We start from the raw sequence: 12,901 nt of genomic DNA, 5'->3' as shown, positions 1-12,901 counted from the left end.
AAGGACAATGACCTCCAAATTGAAGATTGCGGGCTGGGTGGCCATTGGTGCCCTGGCCGGCGGCATGACCACCTTGCAGTTTCAGGCCACCGCGCGAAGCGCCACGCCACAACTGCCTCTGGAAGAGCTGCAGCAGCTGGCCGCCGTGTTCGGCATGATCAAGACCGATTACGTTGAACCGGTCGACGAAAAGAAGCTCATCAGCGACGCCATCGGCGGCATGGTGGCGGGCCTTGACCCGCACAGCCAGTATTTTGACAAGACCACCTTCAAGGAATTCCGCGAAGGCACCTCGGGCAAGTTCGTGGGCGTGGGCATCGAGATCGGCATGGAAGACGGCCTCGTCAAGATCGTCTCGCCCATCGAAGGTTCGCCTGCGTTTCGCGCGGGCCTCAAGAGCGGTGACCTGATCACCAAGATCGACGACACCTTCGTCAAAGGGCTGACCATGGACCAGGCCGTCAAGCGCATGCGCGGCGAGCCCAACACCAAGGTCGTGCTCACCATTTTCCGCAAGAGCGAGAACCGCAGCTTCCCCGTCACGATCATCCGCGAAGAGATCCGCGTGCAGAGCGTGCGCGCCAAGATGGTCGAGCCGGGCTATGCCTACGTGCGCATCACGCAGTTCCAGGACCGCACCGTGGAAGACTTCGTCACCAAGGTGAGCAAGCTCTACGCTGATGAGCCCCAGGTCAAGGGTCTGGTGCTCGACCTGCGCAATGACCCGGGCGGTTTGCTTGACGGTGCCGTGGCCATTTCGGCGGCCTTCCTGCCCAAGGACGTGGTGGTGGTGACCACCGACGGCCAGCTGGCCGAAAGCAAGCAGAAGTTCCTGGCCCGCCCTGAAGATTACTCGCGCCGCAGTGGCAGCGACGTGCTGGCCCGCCTGCCCGCCGCGCTCAAGAACGTGCCGGTGGTGGTGCTGGTCAACGAGGGCTCGGCCTCGGCCTCCGAGATCGTCTCGGGCGCCTTGCAGGACCACAAGCGCGCCGTGATCATGGGCGCCCAGACCTTCGGCAAGGGCTCGGTGCAGACCGTGCGCCAGCTCACGGCCGACACGGCCCTCAAGATCACCACAGCCCGCTACTACACGCCCAATGGGCGCAGCATCCAGGCCAAGGGCATCGTGCCCGACGTCATGATCGACGAATCGGCCGAGGGCAATCTTTACAGCGCCCTGCGCATGCGCGAAGCCGACCTGGAGAAGCACATCTCCAGCGGACAGGGCCCCGAGTCGAAGGACGCTGCCCGCGAGAAGGCCCGCGAAGAAGCCATCAAGCGCCTGGAAGAAAAAGAAAAGGCAGCCAAGGACAAGGACGACAAGCCCAAGCCTCTGCCCGAGTTCGGTTCCCCCGAAGACTTCCAGCTGCAACAGGCACTGAACCAGCTCAAGGGCCTGCCGGTGCTGGCCTCCAAGACCATGACCGAGCGCAAGGACGAGAAGGCCGAGGCCAAGGACAGCAAGGACGAAAAGGCCAAGGACGACAAGCCCAAGGCCGACGGCAAGTGAACGATGCGCAGCGGCTGCGGTACAGCCGCCACCTGCTGCTCGACGAATGGTCGGAAGACCTGCAGCAGCGGTTGATCGATTCGCACGTGCTGGTGGTGGGGGCAGGAGGCCTGGGGGCCCCGGCCCTGATGTACCTGGCCAGTGCGGGTGTGGGGCGCCTCACGGTGATCGACCCCGACGAGGTCGACCTCACCAACTTGCAGCGCCAGATCGTGCACCGCACCGATGGCATCGGCCGGCCCAAGGTGGCGTCGGCCTACGACACGCTGCGGGCCCTGAACCCGGAAGTTCAGGTGCAGCCTGTGCACGCCCGTGCCGACGACGCCCTGCTGGCCGCGTGGGCGCCGCAGGCCGACCTGCTGCTGGATTGCACCGACCGATTCGAGACCCGGCACCTGCTCAACCGCGCCAGCGTGCGCCATGGCAAGCCCCTGGTGTTGGCCTCGGCCGTGCGCTGGGACGGGCAACTGGCCGTGTTCGACCCGCGCGTGCCTGACAGCCCCTGCTATGCCTGCCTGTTCCCCCCTGATGAGGCGCCGCCCGAGGTGCGCTGCGCCACCATGGGCGTGTTTGCGCCGGCAGTGGGGCAAGTGGGGGTGATGCAGGCGGGTGCTGCCTTGCGCCAGCTGGCTGGCCTGACGCCCGCCTCGGCGCTGGGCCGCCTGGTGATGGTCGATGGCCGCACGGGCGAGACCTCGGCGGTGCGTTTCAAGCGGCAGCCGGGTTGCGCTGTGTGTGGCTCGGCCCACTGAGCTGATGCGCTTGCCGACATGAAAAAAGCGCCTGTAAGGCGCTTTTTTCATGTGGCATGTCGGGCCGGCCTCAGAACCGGCCTTGCAGCATCTTCAGGCCCTGCTTCCACACGAAGGTGGTGTTGGTGACCAGGTAGCGCTTGAACAGGCGGCGCGGCTCGCTGGCCAGGCGGTAGGCCCATTCCAGGCCATGGTTCTGCATCCACACCGGGGCGCGGCGCAGGGTGCCTGCGTGGTAGTCGAAGGCTGCGCCCACGCCCAGCATCACGCCTTGCACGCGGCCCTTGTGCTGGGCCATCCAGACCTCTTGCTTGGGACAGCCCAGACCGACGAACACCACATGGGCGCCCGAGCGGTTGATGGCGTCCACATGGGCCTGATCTTCTTCGGCGCTGAGTTCGCGGAAAGGGGGCGACATCATGCCGGCCACCCGCAGCGTGGGGAACTGACGGGCCACGGCCTGGCGCAGTTGGCGAAGGGTGTCTTCCGAAGAGCCATAAAAAAAGACCGACTGCCCCAGCTCCTCGGCCACGCGCATGTAGCGCCACATCAGGTCAGGGCCGTTGATGCGTTGCTGTTCGGGAAAGCCGCTTTGCTGCAGGCTCCAGGCCACTGGAGCGCCGTCTGGCAGGGCCATGTCGGCACCAGCGATCACTTCGTGGAATGCTGGGTCCTGTTCAGCCGTGACCACCGAGTGCACATTGCACAGGCACACATAGCGCGATTCGCGCAAGCGAGCCCACGTGGCCAGACGGGCCAGGGCTTGGTCCCAATCCACCGCATCGATGAAACTCGACAGAACGGTCGCACCCGAGCGACGTGCTCGTTGGCGAACGGTCTGGAGGTACAGGCTGTAGTTGGAAGGCTTCACTGTGACTACCTTGGAAGGCTTTGGTGCAACTTTATCGGCGTGCCCGAGGCGGTCGACTCAGGGTCTCGCCTAGGAGGCGTGATTGAAGTCGCGATTTCCTCAGGGTTAGTTCGGGTTTTGCGGTCACCCACCCCCCAATTGGGGGTGGGGCAAGCCCTGCTCAGGCTTCAAACCCCTCCAGCTGGCGGATGCCAGCCACCGCGTGCGACACAGCGTTCGCCAGACCGTCCAGTGCCGGTTGCAGCCGGGAGCCTGTCTCGCCCAGGTACAGCAAGCGGTCCAGCTCGTTGCAGGCCTCTACGATCTGATGGGCGCCCAGCGCTCCGGCCGATGTGCGCAAATTACCCAACATGCGGCGTGCCTCTCGGGGCTGCCCTTGTCGAAGCACTTGGTCAAAGCGCGGGCAGAAATCCGATTCCTGTTGTGCAAACAGCTTCAGAAGCCGCTGGTACAGCGCTTGGTTGCCCATGGTCTGGGCCAAACCGGCCGTTGTGTCCAGACCGTTATCGGCCAGAAATGCGCCAGTGTCCAGTCTTCCGGCTGTCGGGGCTCCTTCACATGCGAGAACCTGGCGCAAGGTGCGGTACAGGTCGGCCATCGCCAGTGGTTTGATCAGGTAGGCATTCATGCCTGAGGCCAGGGCCTTGTCGCGCTCTCCTGGCATGGCGCTGGCAGTCACAGCGATGATGGGCAGCGTGGCCCAGTCAGATCGCTTGCGGATGCGCCGTGTGGCTTCATGACCGTCCATGTCGGGCATTTGGCAGTCCATCAGCACGGCGTCGAATTCGGCCGATTGCAGCGCCCTCAGGGCCTGCTCGCCATCCTGTGCCGTGGTCACCAGCACGCCCACGCGGGTCAGCATGGCCTTGATGAGTTCCTGGTTGATGGGGTTGTCTTCGGCCACCAGAACGCGCAGGCCCTGCAGGTGGCGCCGGGCTTCAGCGGTGTCCACTTCTTCAGTGGGCGCCTTGCCTGTCTGAGGCCGGGCTGGTGCTCGCACCTGCCGGAAGGCCTCCAGCAGGGCGCTGTGCGTGACGGGTTTGCTCAGAAACGCCTGCACCTGGGTGTTCGAACGTGCCAAAGTCGCTTCGATCTCGTCGCGCTGGTGTGCCGAAACCATCAGCACTTGTGGTGGGTTGGGGCTCAGGCTTTGCATCAGGCGTGCGCAGGCGGCGCCGTCCATGCCGGGCATCTGCCAGTCCAGCAAGATCATGTCGAAGGGTTTGCCTGCGCGCAGTGCCGCATCGAACAGGCGGATCGCGTTCTGTCCGTCCTCCGCAGTCACCACTTCGGCCCCCAGGGTGCGACTCATGTCGGCCAAGATCTGGCGGGCCGAGCTGTTGTCGTCGACCACCAGCACACGCTGAGGCACGGTCTGCTCGATGGACTCCTCGCGGAGCTCATTTTGGGGGGCGTGTTCCAGCCGCAGGTCGAAGGAGAAGGTGCTGCCAACCCCGTAGGCGCTGTTGATGTCGATCGTGCCGCCCATGCGATTGACCAGTCGCTGGCTGATGACCAGGCCCAGCCCGGTCCCCCCGAACTGGCGGCTGATCGAGGCATCTGCTTGTGTGAAGGGCTGGAACAGCTTGGCCTTCTGGGCTTGGGTCAGGCCTATGCCGGTGTCGCGCACGTAAAAGCGCAGGGTGCTGCTGTGCCCGTCATGAGCCAGTCGCTCCACCCCGATCACCACTTCGCCGAAGCGCGTGAACTTCACGGCATTGCTGCCCAGGTTCAGCAGGATCTGGTGCAGGCGCAGGGGGTCGCCCATCAGGTGGCGTGGCACGTCGGGCCCCACCGACAGCATCAGTTCGATCGGCTTATCGGCGGCTTTGAGGCTGACGATGTCAAGCAGCCCCTCCAGCTCGTGGTAGAGGTCGAAGGGCGTGTGCTCCAGGTCGAGCCGACCCGCCTCAATCTTGGAGAAATCCAGGATGTCGTTGATCAGGCTCAGCAGGATCTGCGCCGAATGGCGAACCTTCTGGATGTAGTTGCGCTGCTTGTTGTCCAGGGGGGTGCGCAGGGTCAGTTCCGACATGCCGATGATGGCGTTCATCGGGGTGCGGATCTCGTGGCTCATGCTGGCCAGGAAATCGCTTTTGGCCGCATTGGCCAGTTGGGCGGCTTCCTTTTCCAGCGACATGGCCTGGCGTTGCCGCTCGCTGTCCTCGCGCTGGTCGATCTGTTCGGCAATCGAGCGGCGCATGCTGTTGCTGGCTTCGACCAGCACGTCGATTTCGTCGCGGGAGCGGGTGGACCGGCCATTGAGCACCAATGGGGTGTGCAGGTCTTCGATCTGCAGGCGGTTCGAGGCGTCTGCCACCTGTTGAAGTGGCCGGGTGATGAGGCGCTGCACCACCCACAGCAGGGCCAGGCCCAGCACCGCAGTCCGCACCAGTTCGACCAGCATGATGACCCACAGCATGTTCATGACGCTGTCGTACACGCCCTGCAATGACACATCGACCTGCAGGCGTCCGACGGTGCGTGCCTGAGGTGCGCCATCGGCTGGGTGACTGAGCACATAACTGCGACTGACCACGCGGGGCATGTCCATCCAGGCCGGGGGTGTCCAGCGTGAGTTCGGTGTGGGCTCTGCCTGGGTCTGGAGCTTGAGGTCGCCGGTCATCTGCACCTGCTTCACCTGTGGAAGCTCGGCGATGCCCCTGAGTTGCTCCTGCGCCTGGGCTTCGTCCAGCAACCAGGCGCTGGCCGACAAGGCGCGCACATGGCTGACTTCGATGGTGTGGAATGTCGCTTCCAGGTGGGCCATGGCCTCTTCATGGACCTGGTTGGCACGGTAAGCGGTCGACACCAGGGCCACCAGCAGGCTAACGGCTGCCACCAGCCAGGTCAGCTGCCTGGAAAGCGATCGATAGGGCAGGCTCATCGGATCAGCTCCTGTCGGGCCTTCTGCATCAGGCGGTCGTACTCGCCACTGGCCTTGAGCTGTTGCAGCCCGGCTTCGATCTCGCGCACGAGTTCGTTGCCCTGTGGGTGCTTGCGTGACACCGCCAGCCAGAACCCGTCCTGACTGACGGCGCCCACCCGCTCGATCTGCCCCTTCAAACTGGCTTCCTGCTGGATGCGCCAGGAGGCCGGCAAGGTGTTGAGCAGCGCAAACTGCAGCCGTCCGGCCTGGAGCAGCTTCATGAGTTGCAAGTCCGAGGCTGCCTCGACGATGCGGATGCGCGGGTTCTTGACCATCTCACTGGGGTAGGTGTAACCCCGGGTGATGCCCACGATCTGCCCTTCGAGGTCCTGGGCCGAGGCTGCGCGGGCGCCCGCACCCTTGCGGGCGAAGATGCCGAGTTCTTCAACAAACAGCGGGGTTGGGTGCCACTGATAGGGGGCTTTGTTCTCCGCGGTGATGGTGGCGTTGAAGCAGGCGGCCAGACGGCCGACCATGGCGTCGCGCATGCAGCGGGAAAACGGCAGCACTTCGTAGCGCGCTTCGATGCCCCTGAGTTTCAGGGCAGCCTGCACCAGGCGAGGCGTGATGCCCTGCAGGCTGCCATCGGTGTGGCGGAACGAATAAGGAGGCCAGTCGTCTTCAGCTCCGATCGTGACCGAGCGAGCGCCTGCTGCCACTGAGGCCGATGGTGCCATGGCCGCTGCCGCAGCCAGACCTGCCAAGACCAAGGTTCTGCAGACCATGCCCTGCAGGAAGCGAAGGGTTCGTTTCACTGTGGACACTCCTGTACTGCGCCATGAATCAGTTTTATATCAAGGGACGGGAAATCGGGTTGGGCACAATTCAACGGTGTTTCCCACCTTGTTCGCTGCACTGCAGCACGGGGACTTCCCTTCTGGTCATGGCGTCGGCCTTGTTGCAAGATCCGGGAAGACACCGCCGTGCACCCATGAACCCGCCCGCCCGATCTCTGGACCGTGTGCTCCAGTCCTCCGCCTCTTCCGGCCGGGGAGATGACCCCTCCATGCCCCTGTCGCAAGGCGGTGAGGCGCTGCGCGTGGCCACGCCCTGGGCGCACATCGACCGCGCGCTGGAGCAACCGGCCTGGCGCTTGCGTTTCGAACCTGAGCTGGAGGCCACTTTCGAATCGGCCACCTTGGGCGAGCGCCGCGCAGTGTTTGTGCGGGCCTCGCAGTGGTTGCCGCCTGCCATGGCGCTGCTGATCCTGGCCGACCGTTTCATGATCCCCGACGTGTGGGGGATGGCCGTGATGGTGCGCCTGGTGGGCATGGCACCTTACGCCTTGTTTGCCCACCTGGCCTCCCAGATGGTCATGTCGTCCATGGCCATGCAGAAACTGCAGGCTGTCGGCACGATCAGTGCGGTGCTGCTGCACCTCTGTCTGGTTCTGGCCAGTGGCAGTGTGCTGGCCCAGGAGTACCTGGTGGCCAGTGCCATGCACATCATGTACACCGCCGCCTTCCTTCGCATGCGGCTGGTGCCCGGCCTGTGGACGATCGTGGGCACCGTGGGCCTGACCTTCGCGGCCCAGTTGCTGTTGCCTGCGCCCGAGCAGAGTCTGACCATCGGGTTGCCGGTCTTTCTGATCCTGCTGTCTTCTGCGGTGATGGTGGTGTATGCCTTGTTCCACCTTGAAAAGGAGAGCCGGCGCAATCACCTGCTCACGCTCAAGCAGGGCATGATCCGCCAGGACCTGCAGGACACGATCCAGCAGATCGAGGCGATGGCACGGGTGGACGCCCTGACCCAGTTGCCCAACAAGCGCCAGTTCCAGAAGCATTTCGAGCGCACTTGGGCCCGCCTGCTGGTTGACGAAGCCCCCGTGTCGGTGCTGCTGATCGATGTGGATCACCTGGCCGATCACAACGCAGCCCACGGCGCCCGACATGGCGATGCCTGCCTGCAGGCGGTGGCCCGTGCCATTCAGGCCAGCCTGCGTCGGCCCAATGACTTCGTGGCCCGCACCGACGATGACGAGTTCATGGTGGTGCTCGGTCACACCGGGGCCGAGCCGGCCCGCGTGGTGGGGGAACGGATCCTGGCGGCGAGCCGGATGCTCCACCTCGATGAAGATCAAGCACTGAGGCACCCGGTGCGCCTGAGCCTTGGGGTGTCCTGCCTGCCTCAGGTGTCCGAGTTCGACACGCCCGAGGCCCTGATCGCCATGGCCCGTCATGCCTTGGCCGGCGCCAAACGACAGGGCGGTGACCGGATGCAGGTGTCCTGGCAGGAAAGGCCGGCCCCATGAACCAGACGGCACTGCTCAAGACGGTCGACCAGGCCCTGGTGCAGCCCCGCTGGCGGCTGGGCTTTGACGACGACCTCGAACGCCATTACCTCGACCATGAGGTGCCCAGGCGCATTGGCTATGCCATACGCACCGCGGCGCTGGCGCTGCTGGTCTACAACCTGTTTGTGCTGGTCGACTGGATGCTGCTGCCCGATGTGTTCTGGACGGGCGTCACGATCCGTCTGGGGGTGTTCACGCCCGTGGGTGTGGCACTCATCCTCATGAGCCATTTTTTCAGCCAGCCGCTGATTGCGCGCCTGGGGTCGTGGACCGCCGACTGGCTGGTGGTCAGCACCTCGCTGGCAGTCGCAGCCTCGCTGCTGTTCCTGTCTCTGATCAGTCAGAGTGTGCATGCTTACCTGTACAGCGCGGGCCTCATCGTCGTGCTGCTGTACTGCAACCTGTTGCAGCGGGTGCGTTTTCGGCTTGCCCTGATGTTCTCGCTGGCGGTACTGGGCATGCACATCGTGGCCACCTTCATGCGTGACCAGCACGGCAATCCACTGGTGGTGCCGCTGGTGTGCATGCTGGGGTTCAGTGCTGTGTCCACCCTGACCTGCAACTTTGCGCTGGAGCGTCAGGAGCGCCAGCGCTTCCTGCTCAACCTCAAGGAAGACCAGTTGCTCGACGAGTTGCAGGCGGCCCGTGATGAACTGGTGCTGCTGTCTCAGACCGATGCCCTCACCGGGCTGGGCAACCGGCAGGCCCTGGACGACTACCTGAGGCAGGTGTGGCGGACCACCCAGGAAGAGCCGCAGGCCGTGTCTTTGCTGTTGATCGAGGTGGACCAGTTGCGTGGTGGCGCCACGGTGGCCAGCCGCCACGCGATGGACCAGTGTGTGCGAGAGGTGGCCCAGTTGCTGTCCAGCAGCGTGCGCCCCAAGGACCTGATGGTGCGTTTCGATGCGCAGACCTTCGCGGCCGTGCTGCCCGATGTGGAGAACATCGAGGCCATGGTCGCGGCCGACCGCCTGTTCGACCTGGTGCGCGCGCAGGGGCACCGGGCGTCGCAGTCGCTGGGGCCGATCACCATCACCATCGGGGTGGGCACTGCGGTGCCTTCCGACCCGGCCAGTGCGCCTCAGCAGCTGATCGCACGGGCCCAGCGAGCCCTGGCTCGCGCCGTGGTGGCCGGGCGCAACCAGGTCAGCGGTTGATCGGCTCCTCGGGTGGCGGGGCCTTCAGCAGATCGTTCTTGTGACGTTGCATCACGGCCGTGAGCTGCTGGTCATTGGCCGTGAAGACGCGGCACTTGCCACACATCATGCGGTGCTGTGCGGCCCACAGGCGTTCGCCCAGGCTGGCTGTGTCCAGCTGCCCCGAACTCAGCTTGAACACATAGGTCTTGCAGTTCATCATGTGCGATCCCCTTCGAACCAGCGTTGTGTCAGGCACACCTGCAACTGCTTGCGGGCCCGGCTCATGCATTGCCAGTAATCGGTCTTGCTCAGCCCCAGGGTGGCGCACACCTCATCGGCGTCGCAGTCCAGCAGTTCCTTCATGCTGAACACCCGGGCGGCCTTGGCGGGCAGCCGGTGGATGCAGGCGTCCACCACGGCAAAGAACTGCTCGTTGGCCAGTGTCGATTCGGGGCAATGCCAGCGCGTGGGGGCGGCGCCATCCAGCCAGTGGCCCCGAGCATCGAACAGCTCGGCCTCGAAGGCCTCGTCGTCCATCGATTCGGTGCGCGCAGTGTGGCGGTACCGGTGGCGCAAGCGGTCGGTGATCTTGTGCTTGAGGATGCCGAACAGATAGGGTTTGAGCGCTTCGCCCGCGCTGGCACCTGCGGCCAGTTCACCGCTGGCCAGTTGAGCGACCAGTGCCATCAGGGCTTCCTGGACGGCGTCCTCTGCTTCTTCCCGAGGCTGAATGTGCAGCTGAGCAAAGCGCAGCATCGGGGTTCGCCATCGGCGCGCCCAGGCGTCCATGTCGCGTGCGGCGTCCATCTCAGGTCCTGTCGTGTTCGCGGCGCGTCAGCCATGCGTCGGCCGCATACCGGCCAGCGCCCTGAGTGAGCACGGCCAGCAGCATCAGCGCCAGCATCAGGGGCACTTTGAAGCCGAGGCCATCTTCGCTGTCGATCTGGTTCCAGCCAGCCCAGCCCAGGTCGAAATGCACTGTGTAGACGGCCACGAAGGTGACGTAAAGCAATCCCAGCGCCGCCACCCGGCTGTACAGACCCAGCAGCAAGGCGAGTGACAGCAGCAACTCACCATACCCCGCCAGCACCCAGCTGACATCGGCGGGCAGCAGGGCTTGGGGCCAGGGAAAGCTCAGGCCCGTGAACCATTCAGGCGCCTGGGGCCCTGCGGCCACCTTGGTCCAGCCGGCCAGCAGAAACTCCTGGCCCACCCAAAGGCGCAGCACCAGCAGGCCCAGGTCGTGCAGCGGTGCCGTGGCGCGCTCAAGCAGTGTGTTCGGCCAGGAAAGCCAGGAAATCATCTTTGAGGTCCCCGTAATAATGAGATTGCCAGCGCGAGTCGCGCACGAAGGCCGCGATCAAGGCTCGCCAGGCGTCTTCTCCCAGCTCCCGGCGAACTTCCGGGAAATGCGACTCGACCATCTGGCTGGCGCCCAACCAGACCAGGTGGCGGTAGGCCTGCAAGCCGCGTTCGTTGTGCCCCTCGGGCACCACGTCGCTGCGGCCTCTCACGTAGTCGTAGAAGGCATCAGACATGCCAGCTCCCGGTTGAGTGTGGCCATGTCAGGCAGGTCGTTGTCCCACTCCAGCAGGATGGGCAGGCCATGTAGTGCCTGCAGTTGCCGCGCCACCGCGGCGGTGTCGGGCTCGACGCCCTGGCTGTGGGTGTCGATGTAGAGCTCGAAGCGGGCGTCGAATTCGTGGCCGGCCACGTGCATGTAGCGCACCCGGTTCAGGTCGATGCGGGCGATGAACTCGCTCAGGTCATGCGTGCCGTGGTTCTTCCGGTTCACGCTGATGTTGTTGAGATCAAGCAGGATGTCGCAGTCGGCCCGCTCGGCCACGGCCGCCAGGAAGTCGGCCTCTGACAGGGTTCCGGTGTTGCTGTACCAGGTGCTGTTTTCGATGGCCATGCGCAGGCCCAGGCCGTCTTGCACCTGCTGGATGCGGCCCGCCACGCGCGCCACTTCGGCCGGCGTGAACGGGATGGGGAACAGGTCGTAGAGCTGGTGCGCATCTCCGCTGGCGGCCAGGTGGTCGGAGTAGTGCGGCACGCCCTGTGGCCCGCTGAGGTCGTCGATCAGGCCGCGCAGTTCACGCAGGAACTGCGGGCTGATCGGTGAGGTGCCGCCCAGGTTCATGGACACACCGTGCAGGTGCACGGGGCGCCCCCCCTCGATCAGGGCGAGCAGGGGGCTGCGGTCGCGGTGCACCCAGTTTTCGGGCACGACCTCGAAGAACCGGGCCTGCAGGGATGACAGGTCCCAGTCGAGCATCTCGCGGCGCAAGCCCAGTCCCAGCATGGTGCAGCCCTCGGACCGATCACTTCTTGGCGCAGGAGGCTTCCTTGTCCTTCTTGCCGCAGCTGGCTTCCTTCTTGCCACAGGCTGCGTCTTTCTTGCCGCAGCTGTGTTCGGCACCCGAGGCGGCCGAAGCGCCTGCCTTGGCGGCCTTGGCCTTCTTCTTGTCGGTCATTTCCTTCTTGCCGCAGGTGCCGGCGCCGCACTTGGCTTCTTCATGGTGGCCGGCGTAGGCCGAAGTGGCGATCACGGTGGCGGCCAGGGCGGCGAGGGTCTTGATGTTCATGGCGAAGTCCTTTGCTCAGGGAGCGTTGAGATCGAGCACGGGGTGTGCACAGTGACAGTTACGCAAGGCCGGTTGGGGTGGATGCATTGCTGCGTGAACCGCCTCTCAGGCCTGCTGGTGTCTCTGTCGCGGGTGCCATGCAGATCCTGACAGAAATCTGCAACCAGCCATGTGTCAGCGTGTGGCGTCGCGGCGACCGTAGGGGCAGTGCCCTGGACGCGGGCCCACCTGCGGGTGTTTGCGGCAGGTGTCTGGGCGCTGGGCATACACCGTGCACCGCCGGGTGTGTGCGTCGAGGTAGCGGCAATCGCCATCCGCACGACGCGCCATCGTGAAAACGCCCGACTTCTGGTGGAAGCGCTCGACCACGCCGGCCTTTTGCAGGCGCCGTGCGATCAGCCGTTCTTCTTCATGCTCGGCTTCGAAGGCGTCGACCACGCCCAGACGCACCAGGTCGGTCAGGCGCACTTCCAGTGGCATGGTGCAGCAGTTGGCCATGCAGGTGTCGCACAGGCCGTTGCGATAGCGGGTCCAGGTGTCGAGGCGGTCGACGTCGACGATGTGGATCGAGGAGCGCATGGACGCAGGAGGGCAGAAGTGAAGGGCAGGGCCGGACAGCAAAAAGCCCCTGTCAGGTGACTGACAGGGGCTCGCGATCTGGAGCGGGAAACGAGGCTCGAACTCGCGACCTCAACCTTGGCAAGGTTGCGCTCTACCAACTGAGCTATTCCCGCGCTGAGGCCAAGATTATAGCGTGTTTTCTGGCCCGACAACGGGCCCTGCATGCGACGAAGGCGCCTCCGGGCGTCATCTACAGGG

Annotated in this window: 14 protein-coding genes and 1 tRNA gene; 4 read left to right on the top strand and 11 right to left on the bottom strand. The window is 64.8% G+C overall.

The features are described from left to right. Positions 1-7: 7 nt before the first annotated feature. Both EYS42_RS03585 and EYS42_RS03580 read left to right on the top strand, forming a co-directional pair. Positions 8-1,510, top strand: a complete 1,503-nt coding sequence (locus tag EYS42_RS03585; RefSeq protein ID WP_130966443.1) for a S41 family peptidase — start codon at positions 8-10, stop codon at positions 1,508-1,510. Then, positions 1,507-2,262, top strand: a complete 756-nt coding sequence (locus EYS42_RS03580) for a HesA/MoeB/ThiF family protein (protein ID WP_130966442.1) — start codon at positions 1,507-1,509, stop codon at positions 2,260-2,262. Before EYS42_RS03585 ends, EYS42_RS03580 begins: the two co-directional genes overlap by 4 nt. Before the next feature lie 70 nt (positions 2,263-2,332). On the opposite strand, the gene EYS42_RS03575 is transcribed toward EYS42_RS03580, so the two are convergent. The 3 genes from EYS42_RS03575 to EYS42_RS03565 all read right to left on the bottom strand — a co-directional run bounded on the left by EYS42_RS03575 (position 2,333) and on the right by EYS42_RS03565 (position 6,817). Further along, positions 2,333-3,133 (bottom strand): WecB/TagA/CpsF family glycosyltransferase, encoded by an 801-nt coding sequence (locus EYS42_RS03575; RefSeq protein WP_245503483.1) that lies wholly within the window; start codon positions 3,131-3,133, stop codon positions 2,333-2,335. A 160-nt stretch (positions 3,134-3,293) separates the two neighbouring features. After that, entirely contained in the window at positions 3,294-6,020 is a 2,727-nt protein-coding gene (locus EYS42_RS03570; RefSeq protein WP_130966441.1) for a response regulator, read from the bottom strand. After that, positions 6,017-6,817 carry a substrate-binding periplasmic protein gene (locus EYS42_RS03565; RefSeq protein WP_165456622.1) on the bottom strand — a complete coding sequence of 267 codons (801 nt, stop codon included), beginning with the start codon at positions 6,815-6,817 and terminating at the stop codon, positions 6,017-6,019. The genes EYS42_RS03570 and EYS42_RS03565 overlap by 4 nt, the downstream gene beginning before the upstream one ends. Positions 6,818-6,993: 176 nt before the next feature. Between EYS42_RS03565 and EYS42_RS03560 the strand changes: the two genes are divergently transcribed. Together EYS42_RS03560 and EYS42_RS03555 are read left to right on the top strand one after the other, a co-directional pair. Further along, on the top strand, positions 6,994-8,313 hold the full coding sequence (locus EYS42_RS03560; protein WP_165456621.1) for a GGDEF domain-containing protein: 1,320 nt from the start codon (positions 6,994-6,996) through the stop codon (positions 8,311-8,313). Beyond that, a complete protein-coding gene (locus EYS42_RS03555) occupies positions 8,310-9,512 on the top strand; it encodes a GGDEF domain-containing protein (RefSeq protein WP_130966438.1) in 1,203 nt (400 codons plus the stop codon). The genes EYS42_RS03560 and EYS42_RS03555 overlap by 4 nt, the downstream gene beginning before the upstream one ends. On the opposite strand, the gene EYS42_RS03550 is transcribed toward EYS42_RS03555, so the two are convergent. The 8 genes from EYS42_RS03550 to EYS42_RS03515 all read right to left on the bottom strand — a co-directional run bounded on the left by EYS42_RS03550 (position 9,502) and on the right by EYS42_RS03515 (position 12,816). Continuing rightward, positions 9,502-9,714 carry a hypothetical protein gene (locus EYS42_RS03550; RefSeq protein WP_130966437.1) on the bottom strand — a complete coding sequence of 71 codons (213 nt, stop codon included), beginning with the start codon at positions 9,712-9,714 and terminating at the stop codon, positions 9,502-9,504. The genes EYS42_RS03555 and EYS42_RS03550 overlap by 11 nt on opposite strands. Then, complete coding sequence (locus EYS42_RS03545; RefSeq protein ID WP_130966436.1) at positions 9,711-10,301, bottom strand: sigma-70 family RNA polymerase sigma factor; 591 nt, start codon at positions 10,299-10,301, stop codon at positions 9,711-9,713. Before EYS42_RS03545 ends, EYS42_RS03550 begins: the two co-directional genes overlap by 4 nt. 1 nt (position 10,302) lies before the next feature. Then, complete coding sequence (locus EYS42_RS03540) at positions 10,303-10,797, bottom strand: DoxX family protein (protein WP_130966435.1); 495 nt, start codon at positions 10,795-10,797, stop codon at positions 10,303-10,305. Then, the gene (locus EYS42_RS03535; RefSeq protein WP_130966434.1) at positions 10,760-11,032 is read right to left on the bottom strand and encodes an HvfC/BufC N-terminal domain-containing protein; all 273 of its coding nucleotides are present in this window, start codon (positions 11,030-11,032) and stop codon (positions 10,760-10,762) included. Before EYS42_RS03535 ends, EYS42_RS03540 begins: the two co-directional genes overlap by 38 nt. Then, entirely contained in the window at positions 11,005-11,799 is a 795-nt protein-coding gene (locus tag EYS42_RS03530) for an MbnB/TglH/ChrH family RiPP precursor modification enzyme (protein ID WP_130966433.1), read from the bottom strand. Before EYS42_RS03530 ends, EYS42_RS03535 begins: the two co-directional genes overlap by 28 nt. 19 nt (positions 11,800-11,818) lie before the next feature. Then, entirely contained in the window at positions 11,819-12,082 is a 264-nt protein-coding gene (locus EYS42_RS03525; RefSeq protein ID WP_130966432.1) for a hypothetical protein, read from the bottom strand. Positions 12,083-12,256: 174 nt separating this feature from the next. Next, the gene (locus EYS42_RS03520; RefSeq protein WP_130966431.1) at positions 12,257-12,661 is read right to left on the bottom strand and encodes a YkgJ family cysteine cluster protein; all 405 of its coding nucleotides are present in this window, start codon (positions 12,659-12,661) and stop codon (positions 12,257-12,259) included. 79 nt (positions 12,662-12,740) lie between these two features. Then, positions 12,741-12,816: transfer RNA gene (locus EYS42_RS03515), tRNA-Gly, on the bottom strand. Positions 12,817-12,901: the final 85 nt, after the last annotated feature.

The sequence above is a fragment of the Aquabacterium lacunae genome (genome assembly GCF_004310865.1).
GTDB lineage: Bacteria > Pseudomonadota > Gammaproteobacteria > Burkholderiales > Burkholderiaceae_C > Aquabacterium > Aquabacterium lacunae.
The sequence above is the reverse complement of the archived record's forward strand: the minus strand, read 5'-3'. Positions and strand labels throughout refer to the sequence as shown.

Excerpts from the sequence above, each read along its gene's own strand:
- EYS42_RS03570 (WP_130966441.1), bottom strand. The coding sequence starts at position 6,020 with ATGAGCCTGCCCTATCGATCGCTTTCCAGGCAGCTGACCTGGCTGGTG.
- EYS42_RS03535 (WP_130966434.1), bottom strand. The coding sequence starts at position 11,032 with ATGTCTGATGCCTTCTACGACTACGTGAGAGGCCGCAGCGACGTGGTG.
- EYS42_RS03525 (WP_130966432.1), bottom strand. The coding sequence starts at position 12,082 with ATGAACATCAAGACCCTCGCCGCCCTGGCCGCCACCGTGATCGCCACT.
- EYS42_RS03540 (WP_130966435.1), bottom strand. The coding sequence starts at position 10,797 with ATGATTTCCTGGCTTTCCTGGCCGAACACACTGCTTGAGCGCGCCACG.
- EYS42_RS03550 (WP_130966437.1), bottom strand. The coding sequence starts at position 9,714 with ATGATGAACTGCAAGACCTATGTGTTCAAGCTGAGTTCGGGGCAGCTG.
- EYS42_RS03585 (WP_130966443.1), top strand. The coding sequence starts at position 8 with ATGACCTCCAAATTGAAGATTGCGGGCTGGGTGGCCATTGGTGCCCTG.
- EYS42_RS03530 (WP_130966433.1), bottom strand. The coding sequence starts at position 11,799 with ATGCTGGGACTGGGCTTGCGCCGCGAGATGCTCGACTGGGACCTGTCA.
- EYS42_RS03560 (WP_165456621.1), top strand. The coding sequence starts at position 6,994 with ATGAACCCGCCCGCCCGATCTCTGGACCGTGTGCTCCAGTCCTCCGCC.
- EYS42_RS03555 (WP_130966438.1), top strand. The coding sequence starts at position 8,310 with ATGAACCAGACGGCACTGCTCAAGACGGTCGACCAGGCCCTGGTGCAG.
- EYS42_RS03545 (WP_130966436.1), bottom strand. The coding sequence starts at position 10,301 with ATGGACGCCGCACGCGACATGGACGCCTGGGCGCGCCGATGGCGAACC.
- EYS42_RS03520 (WP_130966431.1), bottom strand. The coding sequence starts at position 12,661 with ATGCGCTCCTCGATCCACATCGTCGACGTCGACCGCCTCGACACCTGG.